Here is an 18,629-nt window from a genome sequence, read left to right on the forward strand (position 1 = left end):
TTAAGCTGGATACACCGGCTCCCCCAGATTCAGCATCAACCGGTTGGCCCACGCAAAAATTGCCACCGAGTGAATCAGGTCGAGAATTTCCAATTCGGTCAAACCAGCTTCTTGCAGTGCCTGGACGCTGACGGCACTCAGTTCGCCAGGCGTATCGGTGAGTTCCGCCGAGAATTTCGAAATCGCCTGCTCGCGCGCATTGATCCCGGCCTGGTACGGATCGTCGAAAACCTGTTGCACGGTATCGTTACGTTTCGCCAGCTGTTCAAAGCGTTGCGCATGGACCGACGCACAATAGACGCAGCCGTTGATACGCGAGACCACCATTGCACCCAGCTCGCGCTCGGCCCGCGACATGCCGCCCGGTGCGTACATGATGGCGTTGAAAGCCGCCGAACGCTGGCGCAGGATATCCGGCTGGTGGCCGAGGAACAGGTAATAGTCCGACACTTTGGCCTTGGGATGGCTTTCTTCCAGCACCTTGATCTGGTCGGCGGTGGCGTTCTCGATATCGATCACGTCCAGCCATGCTTTCCAGTCCAGCACTTCATTGGTGAATCCATGCGACTTGACGATAGTGCTCATGCTGGCTCCTTGCGCAACGACGATGTGGCCAATTTCGTGGCCAGTTCGATCGCCTTCAAACCGGCAACCACGCGCACTTGATATGAAATGAAAGCAATCAGTTGCGACAGCGCCACCACTGCCGGCGTGCTGATGCCGGCGGCAGGCAAGCTCTTCAGTGCGTCCTGATCACCCTCGACCGGACGTTGCGTCAACGCGCGCGTATAGATCAGCATGGCGCGCATGCGGCCGGCCGGCAGTTGTTCCGGCTGCCCTTCCGACGCAGCTGTCAATTCCTGCACATCTACAGCCTGCGACACCAGCCGCTCGCGGTAATGCCCTGCCAGATCGCTGGCACCGCTCAGGCGGCAGGCATACAGCGCCACCAGCAGCCGTTCATCCAGGCCGATGCCGGCCAATGCCGGATCGAACAGTGTGTCGTAGCTGCCTTGCGTCGCAGCGGCAACCTTTTCGCGCTGATGGCGCAGAGCGTGGGTGCTGCCATCCGGCTGCAAGCCGACTAGCTGATCGATGACATCATTTCCGATGTCGTATGTTTGCGTCGTCATGAGTTTTCCTTTTTAGATGTGTGTGCAGCGACCGCGCGTTGCAGGAACGCCAGTGCCTGTTGCCAGGAATGCCTGTCGGCTTCGGCATTTGGCGCCGGCTGGCCGCCACCGGTGCTGATCCGTCCCGAGACCGGGTGGGCATAGCTCAGCTGGGTGGTCGGGACGTACGGAAACAGGATTGCATGTCCCCCATCCGGGTAGTCCTGCCATTCGACCGGATACGGATGCGCAACCTCTTGCAGCTTGTCTCTGACCATCCGGGCATACACGCTGGATGGCCAGGACCCGTCATCGCCGGCCGACAGCAGTAATACCGGCGCCTGGAGTTTCTCCACCGGAATGCGTGCCCGCCGGACCGCCTCCTCGTCCTGCAAGGCGGTCAGCATCGCCAGCGTGTGACGATGTGGCGGCGGCCCCTGGTCGAACGGCAGCCAACTGGCGGTGCGATTGTTTTCCCATTGATGCGGCAAGGGCTTGCCGTTCAAGAGCCAGGTCGGACCTTCGCGCCCGATTGCCGGATCGGCGGCGTTTTGCCCGCTATGCACCAAAGCGCTCGGCACATAGGCCAGCACCGCCGACACTTGCTGCGGAAAGGTCGCGCCGAGCAGCAATACCAGTTCACCGCCACGCGACTGACCGCTGATGGCGACAAAATCCGACTTAGGCTTGAGGTTACGCCTTATCCAGTCGAGTCCGTTCTGAAAATATTCCAGAGGTGTGTTGGAGATATAGTCCGACAGACCGGGCGCCTTGAAATACGCCAGCGCCAAAGCCGCATAACCACGCGATGCGTACAAAGCTGCGCGTGCCTCGTTGATACCGCCGCCGGAACCGTTGAGTATCATCACCGCCGGATGCGGGCCTTCACCGGCCGGCAGGAACAGCGTGCCGACCAGTCCATCTTCGCGCAATGCGCTGCGTGTCACTCCTTCCCCACACAGACGTTGCACCAGATCGGCGGAGACGCTGCCGGCAGCGGCCGTGGCATGCAACACTGTAACGAGTGGCTGTTGGACGTCAGCGTTAAACACTTCACGACGTCCGGCTTGCTCCGGCACTTGCGACCATAACAAGCCCATCGCCGAAATGCCCGGATAGTCACCGTCGACCACAGCCGCCACAGTCAGATCGACCTGCCCCTGGGCATCGGCCACAAAGCTGGCGCGGCTGCACCAGGGATTGCCAGCCCGCAGCGTGCGGCTGCTGATTTCCACCAGTTCGCCCGGTTCCGCGCCGCTGACGACGATGCGGCGCGGGACGTCGATCAGGTCGTCGGCCGGACTGGCGCTGAGTTCAAGCATCTTATTTCTTCCCGTCCTGGGTCACCATCATGGCGGTGGTGCGGTCGCTGCTGACCGGGGTGACTTTCAAGCCCTTTTTCGCTGCCCAGATATTCTGGTAGTGATACAGCGGAATCACGCCGGCATCGTCGGAAACGATCTTGGCCGCCTGGCGCAGGATCGCTTCGCGCTTGGCGGCATCGAATTCAGCGGTGGAATCGGCAAGCGCCTTGTCTATCGCCGGATTACTGTAATGGCCCCAGTTCGAAGCGCCCAATCCCTTCTTGCTGTCGACACTCGCCAGTACGTTCACCAACGCGTAGCTGGCTTCACCGGTGCCATTACCCCATGCCAGCATGCTGACTGCGAATTCATTCTTGTTGGCGCGCGCCGCGTAAGATGACCAAGGCAAGACTTCAACCTGGGTCTTGATGCCGACACGGGTCCAGAACTGGGCAATCGCCTGAGCGGTTTCCGGCGCTTGCGGATAGCGGTCGTTAGGCACATGGATGGTCAGCTTGAAGCCTTGCGGAAAGCCGGCTTCGGCCAGCAGCTTCTTGGCTTGATTGACATCGTTGGGAATGTTTTTGATATCCGGGTTATAGCCGAAGGTATCGGCCGGCATCCATTGATTGGCTTCGGTAGCTGCACCTTGCAGGATACGGTCGACCAGCGCCTTGCGATTGATCGCCAGCGTCATGGCTTGCCGCACGCGGACGTCGAGGAGCGGATTCTTTTCCAGAGGTTTACCGTTGTTATCGGTGATGTATGGATTGGCGCCTTGATGGAAGCTAGGTTGCAACAACAATACGCGCAAACCGTTGTAAGGGAAAACCTTGACGTTCGGCGACTGCTTGAGCTTGGCCAGGTCCGATACCGAGACCTTGTCGATCACGTCGACATCGCCGGACAGCAATGCCGCAGTGCGTGCAGCGGCATTATTGATGTAGCGGTAGTTAACCTTTTCCCATATTGGCTTGGCGCCCCAATAATCATTGCTACGTTCCATGACGACACGGTCACCCGGCGTGTAGGCAACGAATTTATACGGACCGGTGCCGACTTCGGCGACGCCGCTGTTGTAGTTCTCGGTGCTGGATTTTTCACCGATATGCTTGCTGACGATATGCACCGACGCCAGGTTCAGCGGCAGATCGGGATTAGGGATGTTGGTCTTGATAATCAAAGTCAACGGATCCTTGGCGGTCACCGATTCGACCGTGCGCAGGTAGCCGGCGAAAGTCGCCACACTACCCGGCACACTGCGTGCGCGCTGATACGAGAAAATCACGTCGGCAGCAGTAAACGGCGTGCCATCCTGCCATTTGACGTTATTGCGCAGCTTGAACTCCCAGGTCTTCGGGTCGATATTCTTCCAGCTCGCTGCCAGGCCGGGTTGCAGCTTGTTGTAATTGTTTTCTACCAGCAGATCCCAGAAATGCAGGTCGACGGAACGGTCGCCGGCATGATTATTGAGTTGCGGATCGAGCGACGACAAGGGATCGGCGAAAGCGATATTCAGCGTCTGTGCCTGAATTTGTGCGCTGGCGGCCACGCCCAGCAAGGCAATCGCCAGCAGGCTGGAAAGAAGCGTTTTTTTCATTTGCATCATCCTCGGTTGGTGTTCATGGGAGTAATCGGTTGATCGGTCAGGTCTCACACATCGTTCAAATGACAAGCGCTGCGGTGCCCGGGCGCGATTTCTTTCAAGATCGGCACTTGTTCCCGGCAGCGTTGCATCGCATGCGGACAGCGCGGATGAAAGTGGCAGCCGGACGGCGGATGCAAGGGGCTCGGAATTTCACCCTTGATCGCAGTGAACAGCTTGTTGCGCGCCTGCAGTCTCGGTACTTCGGCCAGCAAGGCCTGGGTATACGGATGATTAGGACGCGCGAACAAGTCATCGACCGGCGCCGCCTCGACAATCCGGCCCAGATACATGATCACGACCCGGTCCGAGACATGCTCGACCACGCCCAGGTCGTGGCTGATGAACAGGTAGGTCAATCCCAGCTGCTCGCGCAGATCCATGAACAGATTCAGGATCTGCGCCTGGATCGACACGTCCAGCGCCGCCACTGCTTCGTCGCATACCAGCATCTGCGGCTGCACCGCCAAGGCACGGGCGATGCCGATGCGCTGGCGCTGGCCGCCGCTGAATTGGTGCGGATAACGGTCGCGCAATTGCGGATCGAGACCGGCGCGCTGTAATTGGGCACAGACATAATCGTCCAGCCCTGCGCGGTCGACTTTGCCATGGATCAGCGCCGCTTCGCCAACGATCTGGTCGACCCGCAGCCGCGGATTCAGGCTGGCGTACGGATTCTGGAAAATCATCTGTATCTTCAGCCGGGCATCGTGCTCGCTGCGCGCGCTCAAGCCGTGGCGATCCTCGCCGTCAACCAGCACCTGTCCCGCCGACGGCGGCAGCAAACCGCTGACGATGCGCCCCAGCGTCGATTTTCCGCAGCCGGACTCGCCTACCAGCCCGACCACCTCGCCGGGCATGACGTGCAAGTCGATGGCATCCAAAGCTTGAGTCACGGCAGCGGGCCTCATCCAGCCGCGCGCCTGCAGCGCAGATTCAAAGGGTCGCGGCTTGCGTTCGCCGAAGCGCTTGCTAACGAGCCTGGTTTCTACCAACGGTGTCTGTTTATCCATAGTGCTGCTCCGCGGTGGTTGCCAGCGCCGGATGGAAACAGCGCACAAGATGACCGCTGACCGGCTCGGTGGTTTCAGGACGCTGCAGGCAGAGCTCGCTGGCCCGTTCGCAACGCGCGGCGAACGCGCAGGCCGATGTCAGGTGCAGCAGATTCGGCGTCATGCCAGGAATCTGACGCAAACGCTGGCCGCGCCGGTTATTGCCAGGAAGGCTGCCAATCAGCCCCTGCGTATAAGGATGCAACGGTTGGTCCAGCACCTCCGATACCTTGCCTTGTTCCACAATGCGGCCCGAATACATAACGGCGACCTCATCGGCCAAACCTGCTACCACCGAAAGATCGTGGGTAATCCAGATCAGCGCCGTGCCGTGCTGGCGCGCCAGGTTTTGAACTTCGGACAAAATCTGCGCCTGGATGGTCACGTCCAGCGCCGTGGTCGGTTCGTCAGCGATGATCAGGTCAGGCTTGTGCAGCATGGCAATCGCAATCGCCACCCGCTGCCGCATACCGCCGGACAGTTGATGCGGATACGCCCGCAGCCGCTCCTCGGGGCTGGCGATACCCATCATGCCCAAGGTTTCGCGCGCCAACTCCCACGCCTGCGCCTTGGTGCGCTTGCTGTGCGCCAGTACGGCGTCGATCATTTGCGCCTCGACCCGCAGCACCGGGTTGAGGGTCATCATCGGATCCTGGAAAATCATCGCGATGCGGTTGCCCTGCAGCTGGCGCAATGCGCGCTTATCCAGTGTCAGCAGATCCTGCCCCTGGAACAGTATCTGGCCGCCGACCACGCGCCCCGGCGGATCCAGCAAGCCCAATATGGAGAAGCCGGTGACAGTCTTGCCCGAGCCGGATTCACCGACCAGACCCAGGATGCGGCCGCGCTCCAGGCGCAGCGAGACATCGTCGACCGCCGGCAGCACGCCTTCGCGGGTGAAGAAATGGGTGCGCAGGTTGCGCACCTCCAGTGTCGGTGGCATGCTCATTTTTGCCACCTCGGATTCATCACGTCGCGCAAGCGGTCGCCGACCAGATTGATGGCGACAATCACGATCAGCAAGGCGATGCCCGGATAGAAACTGATCCAGTATTCGCCTGCCAGCATGTATTGATAACCATTGGCGATCAACAGCCCCAGCGATGGCTGGGTAATCGGCACGCCCAGGCCGAGAAAGCTCAGCGTAGCTTCCAGCATGATGGCGCGGGCGATCTGCAAGGTGCCGACCACGATCAGTGGCGGCAGGCAGTTCGGCAATATGTGGTGCACCATGATGCGCCAGCCGGAGATGCCCAGTCCGCGCGCGGCTTCGACATATTCCTTTTGCCGCTCGACCAGTGCCTGGCCGCGCGCGGTACGAGCGTAGTACGCCCACTCCAGCACCACCAGCGTCGCCATCACATTGATGATGCCCTTGCCTAGATAGGCCAGGATCAGCATCGACACTAATATTGAGGGAAACGACAGCACCAGGTCAGCCAGACGCATCAGCAAGGTATCGACCTTGCCGCCGGCGTAGGCTGCCAGCAAACCGACCAGGGTGCCGATCACACCGGCAATCAAGGCCGAACCGACGCCGATGCCGACGCTGATGCGCAAGCCGTAGAGGATACCGGAATACAGGTCGCGACCCTGGCCATCGGTGCCCAGCCAATAAGTAAACGTGCCGAGGCCGTTGGCGGTACCGGGCGGCAGACGCGCATCGAGCACATCCAGCTGCATCAGGTCATAGGGGTTTTGCGGTGTCAGCCAGGGTGCGGCCAGTGCAGCAATCATCAAAGCCAGCGCCACCGACAACCCCAGCATGGCCGACTTCGACGACAGGAAATCGCGGACGATGCGACGCCATGGCGATTCACGGCGCGGCGGAGGCGTCGCCACTCCCGTTACCAGCACTTGAATCTTGTCCAGCGCGTCCGGCAACGCTTGTGATACTTCTTTGGTCGACACGCTCATGCCTTGATCTCCACCCGCACACGCGGATCCAGCAGCTTGTACAACACATCAACCAGCAGGTTGAGCGTGACGAACAGGCAGACGATCACCATCATGTAAGCCACGATGACCGGCCGGTCGAGCGCATTGATACTATCCAGGATCAGCTTGCCGGCGCCAGGCCAGGCGAAGATGCTCTCGGTCACGACCGCGAAGGCGATGGTCGATCCGAGTTCGAGCCCGAGTACGGTCACCAGCGGAATCATGGTGTTACGCAGCACATACGACAGCACCACACGTAGCGGCGACAAGCCTTTGGCGCGGGCGAATTTGACGAAATCCATCGGCAGCACCTCGCGCACATTGGCGCGCGTCAGCCGGATCACCAGTGAAATCTTGAACAGCGACAGATTCAGCGCCGGCAGGATCAGGTGGCGCAAGCCGTCGGCAGTCAGCCATGACCATTTAACGCCGAACAACGTCGCCGTTGCACCGCGGCCACCGGAAGGCAGCCAGCCGAGCGAGACGCTGAAGGCCATGATCAACATCAGGCCGATCCAGAAAGTCGGCAGGGAAAAGCCGAGGATACTACCGGTCATCACCATCTTCGACAATGGATGATCAGGGAACAGACCGGCCAGCAAGCCGAGCGGAATACCGATCACCACCGCCATGATCAGCGCCGCGAAAGCCAGCTCCAGGGTCGCCGGCAGCCTCTGGAAAATCAACATGATCGCCGGTTCGTTGTAGACGAAGCTATTACCAAGGTTGCCATGCACGGCGCCGTTCAGAAAGCTCAAATACTGACGCCAGATCGGCTGGTCCAGCCCAAGCTGGTGGATGATGCGCAAGCGGTCGACTTGATCGACATCCTGGCCAATCAGGATATCGACCGGATTGCCGATCATGTGCAAGCCGAAAAAGACGATCACCGTCATCAGCAACACCACCATCAGCGCCTGTAGCAGGCTACGCAAGATCGCACCGGTCATTGCCGTTCCTCCGGCGTCGGCTCGGCCGCTGTCCATTCGTCGCCCATCAGTTCCGGTTCGTCGTAGGTCTGGATATTCTGGTAGTGGGCATCGATGTTTTCGCGATACAGTAAAGCAGCGATGCCCTGCGCCAGCCGCTGTGCGCCGTCGCTGATCGCCGGGATATCGCCGGACAGGCTGCCGTGGCTGAGCGCGGCCGGATAGCAGAAGCAATGGATCCGTTCCAGACCGGGTAATTCGCCTGGTTTCTTTTGCTGGAATTCGAACGCCGCGCCCAGATCGGGCGAATCCGCCAGCTCCTCGTCTTCGTCGCCAGGTGGCGGCGTGTAACGGTCGCTCCAGTTACGGATGTGCGGCGCGATGGTGGAAAATTCGGGCCGTTCGGTCCAGTCGATGCGGAAACCAGTCGAGAAAATCAGGAAATCGAGATCGAACGCGCCGCGGGTGGTCGCCACCCGCATGCCGGTTTCGCCGACGGTAATATCGTTGATCGCCGCACCAAAGATGAAACGCGCGTTAGGAAACCTGGATACCCGCTGCACGCTGGCGCTCGGTGGCGGCGTTTGCTGGATATTGATGTAGTGGCGGATGCGCCACTTCCATTCATCAGGCAAATACAAATGGCCGTTGGTCAGGCCCGGATTGCCGGCACCCTTGCCTTTATTGACACGTGGCAGTTCCTTGCGACGGATCAGCAGGTCGACCTTGGCGGCGCCCGCTTCCAGTGCTGTCGCCGCGCTATCCATCGCCGACGCGCCAGCGCCGATCACGCCTACACGAAGGCCGGCCAAGGACGTGCAATCGAGGTCGTCGGCAGAATGCGCCCAGCGCTGGCGTGGCAAATTCGATGTCAGCGGCGGCAGATGCGCTCCACCCAAGCCATCGCGACCGGTGGCCAGCACCACTCGCCGCGCCAACACCGTTGAAACACCGGTGGGCGTGACGATGTGCAGTTCCACCACGCCGTCGGCGCGCGGCCATATGGCCTCGACGCGATGTTCGTTGCGTACGTCGAGCGCCATGACGCGCCGGTACCAGCGCAGGTAATCCATCCATTGCAGGCGCGGAATCTTGTCCAGCGCGTCCCAGGCTTCCAGCCCGAACTGCGCTTCGTGCCAGGCGCGGAAAGTCAGTGCTGCAAAACCTAGCGCCGGACCGGTGAGTTTTTTCGGTGAACGCAGGGTTTCCATGCGTGCCGTGGTCGCCCATGGCCCCTCGAAACCGGCCGGCGACTGATCGAAAATCACCGCGCCAATCCCCAGGTGGTTCAGCGACACTGCCGCAGCCATGCCGGCCTGGCCGCCGCCGATGATCGCCACGTCTAGCACTGGCTCGCCATCGAGCGCCAGGGACGGCACCCAGGATTTTGCCGGCAAATCCAGCCAGGCGAGATCCTGCTGCAGCCGCGCTTCCAGTGCCGCCAGCCGCGTTTCCGGCGAAGAGTTAAGTTGGCTCACCGAGGCGCCTCCTGGTTGATTTTCTGAAATGTCGGTTGTTTGTGCATTGGCTTCGGTGCGGAGCTTACGTAAATCTTCAGGTTAATCGGTCGGCTTACAGCAAATCGTCATGCTGGTCGGCGTCGCGCTTGACGAAACCATGCAAGATATTCCGGGCGGCGCTCTCCAGCGCCGTGATCAATGCTTGCGTCACGCCATCGATCGGCTTGCCGTAAGGGGTGACGACACCGAAATAGAATGGAATATTCACCGCCAGCGGCTTGACCGCCAGGCCGGTTATCGGCATGCCGAGCGCGGTCATCGGCTCCACTAAAGCCACACCGAGGCCCGCATGGGCGGCCATGATGGCGTTGAACGAGGTATTGGTTTCTATCGCCACATCCAAGGCGCTGCCGTTGCCGAGCGCACCGTCGATGCGCTGGCGCAACCGGTAGCGGTTCGACATCGTGATCAGCCTTTGGCCGTGCAGCATGTCGGCTGTAATCTCACTGCAATCGGCTAACGGGTTGTCGGCGCGCATCACTGCCACGCAAGGCGCCTCGCCGATCCAGTGCAAATCCAGTCCGCGATGGGCTACTGGCAGGCTGGTCAAGCCGAGGTTGACGGTTCTATGCAGCACTGAATGTACGACTTGCTCGGCTGAAGCGCTGCGCAGGTGGATATGTTCGGGCAGGCATTGGCCTTGGGATTCCACCAGTTTCAACGCCGCCGGTGCGATCGTCGAAGCCAACGCGGGGGTTGCCACCACATGGATGGGTTGCTGTTCGTCGCGGCCGATTTCCAGCGCCCGTTCCCGTATCGTGCGCAAGCCTACCAGCGAGCGCTCTACCTCTTCATATAGCAGGAACGCCTTGTCGGTCGGTGTAACGCGGGGGCCGTTGCGATCGAACAGCGCGTAGCCAAGTTCGGTTTCCAGGTCTTGAACCGCCTTGCTGACGGCTGGCTGCGAACGGCCCAGGCTACGCCCGGCGCCGGTTACGCTGCCGATCGTCATTACTGCCGAGAATGCTTCCAGCTGATTCAAGTCCATAGGGATTCGCTATATACGTTTATCGAATTATATGACTGTATGTATTCGATTTAAGTATAATCATTTCGCATAAGCAAATGCAAAAGAAATCGATATGGAAATCGATAATTCAGTGCTGCAATAGCCGGCACCACGGTCTGCTGCTACCTGCGTAAAGCGGTCCACCGGCATCCTAAGGACGATAAATGCATATAGAAATTGAATAATATTTGTTTTTCAAATAACATTTTCATCGTAAGGTAACGTCAATTCCTTTTTTTCGGATTTCACGCCATGAATGCATCCAGTGCCTGTAATACCGTAGTTCCCGATAACTCTTCTGCTGCAAGCAGCGGCGCAGCAGCGACTGCGGTCGCCCCTCCTCCATTGCAACTCCCCATCTATCTCGATTATTCGGCCACAACTCCCGTCGATCCCGCCGTAGCAGTCAAGATGTGCGAATACCTGACCGAGAAATTCGGCAACCCGGCCAGCAGTTCTCATACCTTCGGCTGGGAGGCCAAAGCAGCGGTTGAAAAGGCGCGCAAACAGGTAGCTGCGCTGGTCGGCGCGCAAGCCAACGAGATCGTCTGGACCTCGGGTGCAACCGAGTCCAACAACCTGGCGCTGAAAGGCGCCGCCCACGCCCTGCGCGATAGCGGGCGTGGACGCCATCTGGTCACCATGTGCATCGAGCACAAGGCTGTGCTGGACACCATGCACACGCTGGAGCGCGAAGGTTTCGAAGTGACTTATCTGCAGCCGCTGTCAAACGGCTTGATCGATCTGGAGGCATTCAAGGCGGCACTGCGCGCGGATACCATCATCGCCTCGGTCATGATGGTCAACAACGAGATCGGCGTGATCCAGCCGATTGCCCAATTGGGAGAAATCTGCGCCGAGAGGAATATCGTGTTCCACGTCGACGCGGCGCAGGCGGCGGGCAAGGTTGCGATCGATCTGAAGACATTGAAGGTAAATTTGATGTCGTTCAGCGCCCACAAGATTTACGGGCCGAAAGGAATCGGCGCGCTGTTCGTCCGTCGTGATCCCGCGCTGAAACTGGAAGCGCAGATCGACGGCGGCGGCCATGAGAACGGGATGCGTTCCGGCACCCTGGCAACCCATCAAATCGTTGGCATGGGTGAAGCGTTCAATCTGGCGGCGCAGTTGCTGGAGAGTGAAAGCGCGCGGGTAAGCAGCTTGCGCGATCGCTTGTGGGAAGGCTTGCGCGATTGTCCCGGCGTGGTGCTCAATGGCGACCGCGAACAACGCGTCCCGCACAATCTGAATCTCAGTTTCGAACTTGACGGCGCTACACCGATCTCGGCGCAATTGTTCGACATCGCGGTCTCGGCCGGCTCCGCCTGCAATTCGGCCAATGCCACGCCGTCATACGTTTTGTCCAGCCTGGGGCGTTCCGATGCGTTGGCGCGCAGCGCGATCCGCTTTTCATTCGGCCGCTACACGACCGAACAGGAAATCGACTATACGATTACGACATTGCGGCAATTGCTGCAACCTCAAACAACTGCACGATAGAAATCTGTGGGGGGGGGTAGGCACCTATGCCCAGGTGTAACCGTGATAACCGGAGTGCTGCCCCCCCGTGGCGCGGACATCGGCATGTGCGTAAAGTAAATTCCCGCGTGGGCACAAAGACGTGCCCACCCTACAAACCCACCTAAAAAAATCATCCGGAACACATCAGTTCGCGTTGAGGAAAGACTGCACCGCTTTCACAGTCTCGGCAGGTGCCTCTTCCATCAGCCAGTGACCGGAACCGGGCACTACAACTTCAGTGACATTCGTTGCGGCGTTGCGCATGACAGCAGCTTCGTTGGCGCCGAAGGACTTCTCGCCGCCAATTGCCAGGACCGGCATGCCGAGTTTGGTCTTCACCGATTCGGCATTGTCCTCAGCGTCTTTACGGATTGACTGGAACTGGGCGAAGGCCGCTTTCATGGCGCCGGGGCGAGCATAGAGCTTCGCGTAGTGGACGCGTGTGGCCTCATCGACTTTACTGGCATCGCCGGCGAAATCATTCCAGAACCGGTCGAGGTAGATGCGCTCGCGTCCCTGGACTAAACGTAGCATGTCCTTACCGCCGAGGTCAAAGTGCCACAGCGCAGGTAGGCGGACAATTTGTTCCCAGGGAGGCACGCCTGGCACTGGTGCGTCCATCACCACCAGCTTCGTGGTCTTTTCCGGGTAGCGCGCTGCATAAGCGTAGGCAACCATGGTGCCGATGTCGTGACCGACGATGTCCGCTTTGTCGATGCCGAGTTTGTCTAAGACAGCACGGATATCGGCAGCCTGGGTTTTCTTGTCGTAGCCGCCCTCGGGCTTGGAAGACAACCCCATGCCACGCAGGTCCGGTACAACCACCCGATGGTCCTTGGCAAGAGCAATCGCCATCGGCGTCCACATGTCTCCGGTGTCTCCAAAGCCGTGGATGAGAACAACGGCAGGCCCGGCACCTCCGACGCGTACGTGAATTGTGGCGCCATCCGTATTGATGCTTTCCGTTTTGAAGTTCGCCGGATACGGTTTGGGTTCAGAGTGTACCGGCAGCGAAATGATCAACGCGGCGACTGCAAAAAGGCTGGCGCCAATGGCGCGATTGAAAGTGCTGAGCATAATGTTGTTCTCCTTGGGTTCAGGTGCGTGTAATCGAGACGCCACCATCCACAAGGGAGGCGGAGCCGGTGACAAAGGATGAATCGTCCGACGCGAGGTACAGGACGGACCGGGCCAGCTCCTGGGGCGTGGCGACGCGCTTCAAAGCGTGCAAGTTGGTCACGAAAGACTGCGCTTCAGGCGTGTTATTCATGCCGCGATACATGTCGGTGTCCACAGCGCCGGGCAGTACCGCATTGACGCGCACTCCCTGGGGACCGAACTCGGCCGCAAGGGCTTGGGTCAGGCCGATGAGGCCGGACTTGCTTGCGGCATAGGCGGCTACCCCTGGGAAAGCAAAGGTATAGCCCACGAAGGTGGACGTGAAGATGACCGAGCCGCCGCCGTTTTTCAGCATCTGGCCAATTTGGTGCTTGGCGCCGAGGAAGGAGCCGGTCAGATTGATTGCCAAGGTGTCCGTCCAGCCGGCTTCGGAGATCTGGGTAGAGGGGCCGCCTTCACCCATAGTGCCGGCATTATTGAAGGCGATATCCAGGCGACCAAAGCGTTCTACCGCCAGTGCCACCAGCGCTTTGGCGTATTCCTCTGACCGAACGTCGCCGGCCAGAGCCACGGCTTGGCCGTCCGCACTGCGAATTTGGCTGACCAATTGGTCTAGCTCGGCCTGTCGGCGTGCTCCAACGACAACCTTGGCCCCTTCGGCGGCAAACAGTTGTGCAGTTGCAAAGCCAATGCCCGAACTTGCACCGGTAATGATGGCAACCTTGCCCTCTAGTCGCTTGCTCATTTGAATCTCCTGGAAAGTGATTGAAAAAATGAATTACTGAACTCAGTGTAGTTGTCGAAGTCTGTTTGGATAAGTGGGCAAATAGAGGAACTTGTGTTCGGTATAATCGAACAATTGAAGCTGCGCCGCAGAATTGATTTGGTCGCAGCACGCACCGCACAGGCGCCGGGGGACGTATGGTCAAGCTGGATGGGATTTCGAATTTTGTTGCTATAGCGGAAGCTGGCTCTATCAGCGCAGCAGCCAGGAGGCTGCACCTTTCAAAATCGGTTGTCAGCGAACGGCTCGCCGGACTTGAGCAAAGTCTTGGAGCGCCGTTGTTTCACCGGACAACGCGCAAACTCAGCCTGACGGAGGATGGGATGGCGTTCTTCGAAAGGGCCAGCCGCATCGTTTGGGAGGTTCAAGACGCAGTGGCGGAGGTTTCGGAGCGACGCGGCACCTTGAGCGGACCGATGCGCTTGTCCGCCCCGGTCACATTCGGGCGCATGCATCTTGGCCCGGCGCTGTACCCTTTTTTGTCGAAGCATCCTGGAATTTCGCTCACCTTGGAACTGGACGACCGGCGAGTTGACGCAGCGGCCGACGGGTATGATGCCGTCATACGGCATGGTACGGTCGAAGACTCCCGACTTGTCGCGTTACCACTCGCCCCCAGCAGGCGGCTTCTTGTGGCATCCCCCGAGTACCTGAAACGATACGGAAAACCGACGACTCTCGACGCCTTAGGTGGCCACAAAGCCATTTACTATACAAATCGAAACGTTGCCGACTGGCGGTTTCTGGACTTACGCCCGGATGCCTTCGTCCGGCCACCGGCTTCGTTGAGGGTCAACAACGGCGACATGATGAGAGATGCTGCGTTGGCTGGTCTTGGCTTGGCGCTACTGCCAAGCTTTATTGTCGGAGAAGACGTAAAAAAAGGAGCGCTCGTCAGGGTTGACGTTGGAAATGAAGCCGCAGAAGAAATGATCTATGTTGCGCACCCCGAGGGCCGCAGGGCCTCCAAAAAAATTCAAGAACTTGTCACGGCGTTGCGCGGAGCTTTCGGCGCCCCGCCATATTGGGATGTGGTTTGATAGATGGGTGGGGGCTATTTACTGCAGATTATTGGATTAATCTTCTATGGCGTCGACCCGATCGCGGTAAAACGCGAGATGATTTTTAATCTCCGCCACAGCCGCATAGGGTGTCTCATAAGTCCAGACAGCATTCACGGAACGCTCACCACCGACAGGAATGCTGTAATAAGAACACTCCCCTTTGTAAGGACAGTAGGTGGCGTGGTCGGTCGATTGCAACTGGGACATGTCGACATCTTCACGCGGGATATATTGCACCGCTGGATATGACGCCTCCTGCAGCGTTAGCGCGTGACTGGTCTCGGCAATGACGCGCCCCGCAACGATCACCCGAATCCGCGCCGGATTCGGCGTGATCGTGATCGGATGATCCGGCCCAGGGATTTTTATCGATTTTTCGTTCATCGCATCGAACTCCTTGCTGTTATTGCATTGGATGTCAGGCGGAACAGTTGAACATCCATTGGACCCCGAAGCGATCAGTCAACTTGCCAAAATAATCACCCCAGGGCTGAGCGGCAAGCGGAGTGGTCACCGTCGCCCCCTGTCCCAAACATGCGAATAGCTGGTTTGTCTGCTCGCGGCTATCGGTCATCAGGATATGTGCAGAGCCGCGCATCGGTTCGGCGTCGTCGTTGTCTGAAGCATAAAAAAGTACTCCGGGCCCTTCGAACCTGGCGTGCATGATTTTGCCACGCATCGCCTCGTTCTTTAGCGGCATGTCGCCGGCGCCGTGGCGCAGAACTTCGACCACATGGCCAAGGCCGCACTGCGTGTAGAAATCGAGAGCCTGCTCGCATGTCGTGGTGAAGAACAGATAGTTTGATTGCTGCATCGTCAACACTCCTATGGATTGTCTAGCAAACCCGGACAGGCTAGCGCCGGCAAGCTTTCCTTGCGTAGCAAACCTCAATTTCCCCCTATCCTACATCAACGCAGGATCGCCCCATGCTTGCCGATCATGATCATCTCCACGAATGCCGATCCGTCATGATCGGTCGGAGAGTACGACACCCTCACCCCGCCCAGGTCGAAATTCCGTAGCGTCTCCAATGCGGCCACCAGTTTTGGCCTGGTCGGATTGGGGCCGGCTCTGCGCAAGCCCTCCGTCAACAGCTTCGCAGCGACGAAACCTTCGAATGTCGAATAAGAAGCCGGCGGCGGTTTAGCCATTCCTTTCAAGACGCCCTGGAATTCCCGTGCCGCGCCTGCATCATAATTTTTCGGGTAGGGCATCACTTGCATCACGCTCACGCCGCGCCCGTCATCGCCCAGCGATTCGAAGAACGTTTCGGAGCTGACATTGGAGAGCATCATGAATGCAGGGTGAAGTCCCTGCTTGCGGACTTGTTTGACAAAATCGGCACAGGCCGAAGGCGTGCAAGCCATCAGCACCGCCTGCGGGTTGGCCGCCACGATGGCGTTGACGGCCTTGTCGATTTTCAGATCCTTGCGGTCATAGCTCACGGTCACTGCGGGCTTCAGTTTATGCGCCGCCAGATTACGTTCAAAACCTGCCAGCCCATCCTTGCCGAAGCTGTCGTCCTGATACAAGATGGCCACCTTGCTTATTCCCAGGGAACCGAACAATTCAACCATTTTCGCCGTTTCGGCCTGATAGCTGGCCCGCAGATTGAACAGATAGGGATTGAATGGCTTGTGCAAGCTTTGTCCGCCGGAAAACGGCGCGACCATCGGTACTTTCTCGGCCAGCAACAATGGCAGGACGGCTTCCACCGTCGGCGTGCTGCGATAGCCGAACAGCGCCAGCGCGTTGTCCTCCTTTAACAGCTTCTCGGTATTGAGCCTGGTGGTTTCGGGCTTGCGTTTATCGTCATAGGACTTAAGCTCGATTTTCCGCCCGTATACGCCGCCCTGTGCGTTGACCCAGGCGAAGTAAGCCAGAGCGCCCTCCATGTTTTCCTTGCCGGTGGCTTCACCCGATAATTCTACGGATTGTCCAATGACGATCTTTTCCTGTGCATTGGCAATTGCTGCAGATGCCAGGAACAAAAGCGCGGCCGACGCCGCGATAAGCGTTCTCATGATTGTTGTCTCCCTGATTGTAATTATTTTCGCTCGACAATACTCTTCTAAAGCTTGCAATTAGCTTTCAATTTATTATCTAGTCGATTCTTATAAGATTTAGAGTGAAACGAGAGCGTACATTTTTTTTGAAAATTTTCTATCTAAACTCACAATAAAAAGTACAAATTCCTTTTTAAACAATATATTAAATATCATTTATAACGTATTACATTATATTTGCAGTATTCACAAAAATCGCACAAATCGGACGACGCAAACGGGGGAAATGCATGGACAAGCAATTCGAAGATGGTTTGCAAATACGCAAACAGGTGATGGGAGAGGAGTTCGTGGCCAAGGCTTTCGCCAATGCCGATGCGTTTACACAGCCGTTGCAGGAATACATCACCCGCAATGCCTGGGGCACGGTCTGGTGCCGGGATGGCCTGGACTTGAAAACCCGCAGCCTGACTACGCTGGCAATGCTTACCGCCTTGGGACGCACACAAGAACTAAAGGGTCACGTACGTGGCGCCCGTAACAACGGTGCTACGGTAAAAGAAATACAGGAAGTGCTGCTGCACGCAACCGTGTACTGCGGCGTCCCCCTGGCGGTCGATGCTTTCCGTGCGGCGCAAGAGGTTTTGTCTGAAATGGCGGCGGCGCCGGGGTCACCATGAGTCTCTACCGCCGCCTGCTCGGCGCGGCCCTGGTCGCGATCCTGTTATCGCCATGCGCGCAGGCGGCCGAACCGGTTCGCGTCGGCTCCAAGATCGACACCGAAGGCGCCTTGCTGGGCAACCTGATCCAGCTGGTGCTGGAAGCTAACGGCATCAAGACCGTCAACCGCCTGCAGATCGGCACTACCAAGGTGGTACGTGGCGCCTTGCTCTCCGGCGAGGTGGATGTCTATCCGGAATACACAGGCAACGGCGCCTTCTTCTTTTCCGACGAAAAGAACCCGGCCTGGAAGAATCCCGAAAATGCTTATCAGTTAGTGAAAAAACTGGATTTTGAGAAAAACAAGCTGGTATGGCTAACCCCATCTCCGGCCAACAATACGTGGCTTATCGCGGTTCGCAAGGATATGGCGCAGGCCAACAAGCTTAAGACGCTGGCTGATCTCGGCCGCTGGATCAACCAGGGCGGCCGCTTCAAGCTCGCGGCCTCGGCCGAATTCATCGAACGTCCGGATGCCTTGCCTGCGTTTGAAAACAGTTACGGATTCAAGCTGAAACAAGATCAGCTGCTGACCTTGGCCGGCGGCGACACGGCAGCAACGATTAAAGCTGCCGCGGAACAGACTTCAGGCGTCAATGCAGCGATGGTGTACGGCACCGACGGCGCGATAGCCGCGCTGGGCCTGGTCACGCTCGACGATGTAAAAGCTGTGCAACCGGTCTATGCGCCAACCGCAGTCATCCGCGGCGACGTGCTGGCGCGGTATCCGAACATCCCGGACTTGCTGAAACCGGTATTCATGTCGCTGGATAGCCCGACCTTGCAAAGACTGAATGCCGGCATTGCAATCGAAGGACGCGACGCCCGCAAAATCGCCGGCGATTATTTGCGTAGCAAAGGTTTTATCAAGTGACCATGGCGCATCCGGCGAAACAGCCATGGCG

General features: G+C 58.5%; 19 protein-coding genes. 4 read left to right on the top strand and 15 right to left on the bottom strand.

What is annotated here, in order from left to right:
- From BM029_RS10205 to BM029_RS10250, 10 genes are all read right to left on the bottom strand, one after another.
- A complete protein-coding gene (locus BM029_RS10205) occupies positions 1 to 585 on the bottom strand; it encodes a peroxidase-related enzyme (RefSeq protein ID WP_092435519.1) in 585 nt (194 codons plus the stop codon).
- Positions 582 to 1,133 (bottom strand): CMD domain protein, encoded by a 552-nt coding sequence (locus BM029_RS10210; RefSeq protein WP_092435522.1) that lies wholly within the window; start codon positions 1,131 to 1,133, stop codon positions 582 to 584. The genes BM029_RS10205 and BM029_RS10210 overlap by 4 nt, the downstream gene beginning before the upstream one ends.
- Entirely contained in the window at positions 1,130 to 2,434 is a 1,305-nt protein-coding gene (locus BM029_RS10215) for an acyl-CoA thioesterase/bile acid-CoA:amino acid N-acyltransferase family protein (protein ID WP_092435525.1), read from the bottom strand. The genes BM029_RS10210 and BM029_RS10215 overlap by 4 nt, the downstream gene beginning before the upstream one ends.
- A gap of 1 nt (position 2,435) precedes the next feature.
- Positions 2,436 to 4,016, bottom strand: a complete 1,581-nt coding sequence (locus BM029_RS10220) for an ABC transporter substrate-binding protein (protein WP_092435616.1) — start codon at positions 4,014 to 4,016, stop codon at positions 2,436 to 2,438.
- Between the two features lie 53 nt (positions 4,017 to 4,069).
- The gene (locus BM029_RS10225) at positions 4,070 to 5,074 is read right to left on the bottom strand and encodes an ABC transporter ATP-binding protein (protein ID WP_092435527.1); all 1,005 of its coding nucleotides are present in this window, start codon (positions 5,072 to 5,074) and stop codon (positions 4,070 to 4,072) included.
- The gene (locus tag BM029_RS10230; RefSeq protein ID WP_092435529.1) at positions 5,067 to 6,062 is read right to left on the bottom strand and encodes an ABC transporter ATP-binding protein; all 996 of its coding nucleotides are present in this window, start codon (positions 6,060 to 6,062) and stop codon (positions 5,067 to 5,069) included. The genes BM029_RS10225 and BM029_RS10230 overlap by 8 nt, the downstream gene beginning before the upstream one ends.
- Positions 6,059 to 7,030 carry an ABC transporter permease gene (locus BM029_RS10235; protein WP_092435531.1) on the bottom strand — a complete coding sequence of 324 codons (972 nt, stop codon included), beginning with the start codon at positions 7,028 to 7,030 and terminating at the stop codon, positions 6,059 to 6,061. The genes BM029_RS10230 and BM029_RS10235 overlap by 4 nt, the downstream gene beginning before the upstream one ends.
- Positions 7,027 to 8,001 (bottom strand): ABC transporter permease, encoded by a 975-nt coding sequence (locus BM029_RS10240; RefSeq protein ID WP_092435532.1) that lies wholly within the window; start codon positions 7,999 to 8,001, stop codon positions 7,027 to 7,029. Before BM029_RS10240 ends, BM029_RS10235 begins: the two co-directional genes overlap by 4 nt.
- On the bottom strand, positions 7,998 to 9,458 hold the full coding sequence (locus BM029_RS10245; protein ID WP_092435534.1) for a flavin-containing monooxygenase: 1,461 nt from the start codon (positions 9,456 to 9,458) through the stop codon (positions 7,998 to 8,000). Before BM029_RS10245 ends, BM029_RS10240 begins: the two co-directional genes overlap by 4 nt.
- Before the next feature lie 94 nt (positions 9,459 to 9,552).
- The gene (locus BM029_RS10250) at positions 9,553 to 10,488 is read right to left on the bottom strand and encodes a LysR family transcriptional regulator (protein ID WP_092435536.1); all 936 of its coding nucleotides are present in this window, start codon (positions 10,486 to 10,488) and stop codon (positions 9,553 to 9,555) included.
- A gap of 273 nt (positions 10,489 to 10,761) precedes the next feature.
- On the opposite strand from BM029_RS10250, the gene BM029_RS10255 reads away from it, so the two are divergent.
- Entirely contained in the window at positions 10,762 to 12,009 is a 1,248-nt protein-coding gene (locus BM029_RS10255) for an IscS subfamily cysteine desulfurase (protein ID WP_092435538.1), read from the top strand.
- 165 nt (positions 12,010 to 12,174) lie between these two features.
- On the opposite strand, the gene BM029_RS10260 is transcribed toward BM029_RS10255, so the two are convergent.
- Both BM029_RS10260 and BM029_RS10265 read right to left on the bottom strand, forming a co-directional pair.
- On the bottom strand, positions 12,175 to 13,107 hold the full coding sequence (locus tag BM029_RS10260) for an alpha/beta fold hydrolase (RefSeq protein ID WP_092435540.1): 933 nt from the start codon (positions 13,105 to 13,107) through the stop codon (positions 12,175 to 12,177).
- Positions 13,108 to 13,126: 19 nt separating this feature from the next.
- Entirely contained in the window at positions 13,127 to 13,894 is a 768-nt protein-coding gene (locus BM029_RS10265) for an SDR family oxidoreductase (RefSeq protein WP_092435543.1), read from the bottom strand.
- A 176-nt stretch (positions 13,895 to 14,070) separates the two neighbouring features.
- Between BM029_RS10265 and BM029_RS10270 the strand changes: the two genes are divergently transcribed.
- Positions 14,071 to 14,973: a LysR family transcriptional regulator gene (locus BM029_RS10270; protein ID WP_092435546.1), complete on the top strand. Its 903-nt coding sequence runs from the start codon at positions 14,071 to 14,073 to the stop codon at positions 14,971 to 14,973.
- A 36-nt stretch (positions 14,974 to 15,009) separates the two neighbouring features.
- On the opposite strand, the gene BM029_RS10275 is transcribed toward BM029_RS10270, so the two are convergent.
- The 3 genes from BM029_RS10275 to BM029_RS10285 form a co-directional block, all read right to left on the bottom strand.
- Entirely contained in the window at positions 15,010 to 15,381 is a 372-nt protein-coding gene (locus BM029_RS10275; RefSeq protein ID WP_092435548.1) for a DUF427 domain-containing protein, read from the bottom strand.
- 34 nt (positions 15,382 to 15,415) lie between these two features.
- Positions 15,416 to 15,811, bottom strand: coding sequence for a VOC family protein (locus BM029_RS10280; protein ID WP_092435551.1), 396 nt, complete (start codon positions 15,809 to 15,811; stop codon positions 15,416 to 15,418).
- A 95-nt stretch (positions 15,812 to 15,906) separates the two neighbouring features.
- Positions 15,907 to 17,022, bottom strand: coding sequence for an ABC transporter substrate-binding protein (locus tag BM029_RS10285; RefSeq protein ID WP_092435554.1), 1,116 nt, complete (start codon positions 17,020 to 17,022; stop codon positions 15,907 to 15,909).
- Positions 17,023 to 17,294: 272 nt separating this feature from the next.
- Here BM029_RS10285 and pcaC point away from each other — a divergent pair, with 272 nt between their 5' ends.
- Together pcaC and BM029_RS10295 are read left to right on the top strand one after the other, a co-directional pair.
- Positions 17,295 to 17,684, top strand: a complete 390-nt coding sequence (pcaC, locus tag BM029_RS10290; RefSeq protein ID WP_092435558.1) for a 4-carboxymuconolactone decarboxylase — start codon at positions 17,295 to 17,297, stop codon at positions 17,682 to 17,684.
- The gene (locus BM029_RS10295; protein WP_092435561.1) at positions 17,681 to 18,598 is read left to right on the top strand and encodes a glycine betaine ABC transporter substrate-binding protein OsmF; all 918 of its coding nucleotides are present in this window, start codon (positions 17,681 to 17,683) and stop codon (positions 18,596 to 18,598) included. Before pcaC ends, BM029_RS10295 begins: the two co-directional genes overlap by 4 nt.
- The last annotated feature ends 31 nt before the right edge of the window (positions 18,599 to 18,629 follow it).

This window comes from Collimonas sp. OK607 (assembly GCF_900111995.1).
Classification (GTDB): domain Bacteria; phylum Pseudomonadota; class Gammaproteobacteria; order Burkholderiales; family Burkholderiaceae_D; genus Collimonas.